This window comes from Chloroflexota bacterium (assembly GCA_018829775.1).
Classification (GTDB): domain Bacteria; phylum Chloroflexota; class Dehalococcoidia; order Dehalococcoidales; family RBG-16-60-22; genus E44-bin89.
Map to the genome: position 1 here is coordinate 1 of JAHJTL010000004.1, position 2,036 is coordinate 2,036.

At 48.2% G+C, this 2,036-nt stretch carries 3 protein-coding genes; all 3 read left to right on the top strand.

Annotated features, from left to right (window positions below; genetic code table 11):
• On the top strand, positions 1-472 hold a 472-nt coding region (locus KKD83_00170), incomplete at its 5' end, for a hypothetical protein (GenBank protein ID MBU2534568.1).
• A gap of 14 nt (positions 473-486) precedes the next feature.
• Positions 487-1,341, top strand: a complete 855-nt coding sequence (locus KKD83_00175) for a hypothetical protein (protein MBU2534569.1) — start codon at positions 487-489, stop codon at positions 1,339-1,341.
• Between the two features lie 25 nt (positions 1,342-1,366).
• Positions 1,367-1,924: a hypothetical protein gene (locus tag KKD83_00180; GenBank protein MBU2534570.1), complete on the top strand. Its 558-nt coding sequence runs from the start codon at positions 1,367-1,369 to the stop codon at positions 1,922-1,924.
• The last annotated feature ends 112 nt before the right edge of the window (positions 1,925-2,036 follow it).

Consider the following 2,036-nt stretch of genomic DNA (forward strand, 5'->3'; position numbering starts at 1 on the left):
CGTACTGGTGAGTGGGGCGGCCAGTATAGCTATATTTCAGATTATGAAGGGTACCGAGAGGAACAATACCCATATAAACGCAGTACGCCAGGTGCAGACTGCCGGATACTGGATTAGCCGTGATGCCAGAATGGCACAGAGTGTAAACACCGATAACTTAACACCACCGGATTTCCTTGTCTTCAACTGGACGGAATGGGATGACCTGAATGAAGAGATATATCACACGGCAACCTATTCCTTTGAAGATTTAACCGATGACACGGGTAAGCTGAAACGAACTCACTGGAGCAGCGCCGGCGCAAATGAACAGACGCTTATTGCTACTCATATCTATTACGCCCCCGCTGACCCTGATGACACCAGTAAAGCTGACTACGAGGCTCCGGTACTGACCTTGCAGCTGACCTCCCTGGTTGAGGATGCCATGGAGATAAGAGAATACCGGATTAAACGCCGACCGAATATTTAGCGGATAGGATACCAATGTTTAAGATTTGTAAGCAAATAATCAAGGACGAAATAGGCCAGGCTTTACCGATAACGCTGGCCCTGCTGATTATCGGTGGGCTGACCATTTTACCGAGCCTGAACCTGGTCTTTACCAGCGCCAAAAACAGTAACATGTTGGAAGCGGGCATGAAAGGGACTTATGCCGCCGATGCCGGAGTGGAAGATACCTTATGGGCACTGGCCAACGGCGAGTCACCTCTCACCCAGCTGCCGGACAATATCAATGGCATGCAGGTTAACATACAGACCGTAGACAGGGGAACCTACACCATATATTTTGGTGAACTCATCGAGCCAGGTGGGCACAGCGATTACCTCGACGTAACCGGTAATATGACCTGGGACGCAGGAGCCGATGCTTATAAATACACGGTTAATATTACCTGGCAAGCTGAATCTGGAACTCCCCCAATACGCCTGAAAGAAGTCGGGGCAAGAATTCCTGTTGAGTATACATACCAAGCACTATCAGCGGCTGACTTCACGGAAAACCTCTCCACTGATGAACCGGATGAAACCCTGGATTCACAGGGCGCTTACCTGCTGAACTGGATACTAGATAATCCTTACCCCTACGTGTCCGAAAACGAATCAGTGCGAACACAGATTTTCTACATAAACGGCTCGGGGGAGCCAGAAGGCCATTACGCCTGGGTGGTCGCCAACCGGCAGGATATCGGCGCCGTAGGTGAAATCTACGGTAACGCCTACAAAATTACAGCCACCGCAATTAATCCGGAGAATAATAGAACCACTGCTGAAATCGTTACTAAGGCAATTTTCGGCGGCGGAGATACATACATCATCTCCTGGCAGATTAACAATTAATTTATAACCGGGGAAGTAATAAGAAGTGAAGATTAGTAAAAAAAGCTGGTTTACCATTGTCTTTGGGTTCTTGATTATGGCAGCCGTAAGTTTATCCTTTGTCTATTATCAAGGCGCGGGCGAACGAGAACACCTGCAAGCAGACCTGCTTTTGGCTCGTTCCAAGCTGAGTTCAGTGGACACGTCTACGCTTACCTATCAACAGGAGAAATTGGAAGGGGATTTGAATCAGGCGTACAAAGAATATGAAGTCGATAAGGAAAAGTTTGCACAGTCAATAGAGAACATTGATGTGAGCAACATTCTCTATAGCACGGCTAACGTAAATAGTGTCAATATAATTGAGATGAGCTCGTCAGACGTTAGCAGTGAGGTAATAGAAGGTGCTTCCTGCCTTGCGCTCACAGTAGATGTCAAAGTCGTGGGTGACGTCGATAACCTGGTTGCCTTCATCACGCAGCTCAATGATGACCTTCCCAACGGCGTGGTCAGATCAGTTAACATAGGCATACCATATCCTGCTGGAGATAGTAAGCCTTCTGTCAGCATCCAGGTGGTTATCTATACGTACAAGGAAAGTTAAGCAATGGCGAAGAAAGCGGTCACTTTATACATCGACGATACCAGCATCCGGCTCATGGTCACGAGCGGGCAACGGGTCAAGAAATGGGCGGACGTACCTCTTGAGCCCGGCC

Bases quoted from the DNA above. Each gene is read 5' to 3' on its own strand.
- KKD83_00175 (MBU2534569.1), top strand. From the start codon at position 487: ATGTTTAAGATTTGTAAGCAAATAATCAAGGACGAAATAGGCCAGGCT.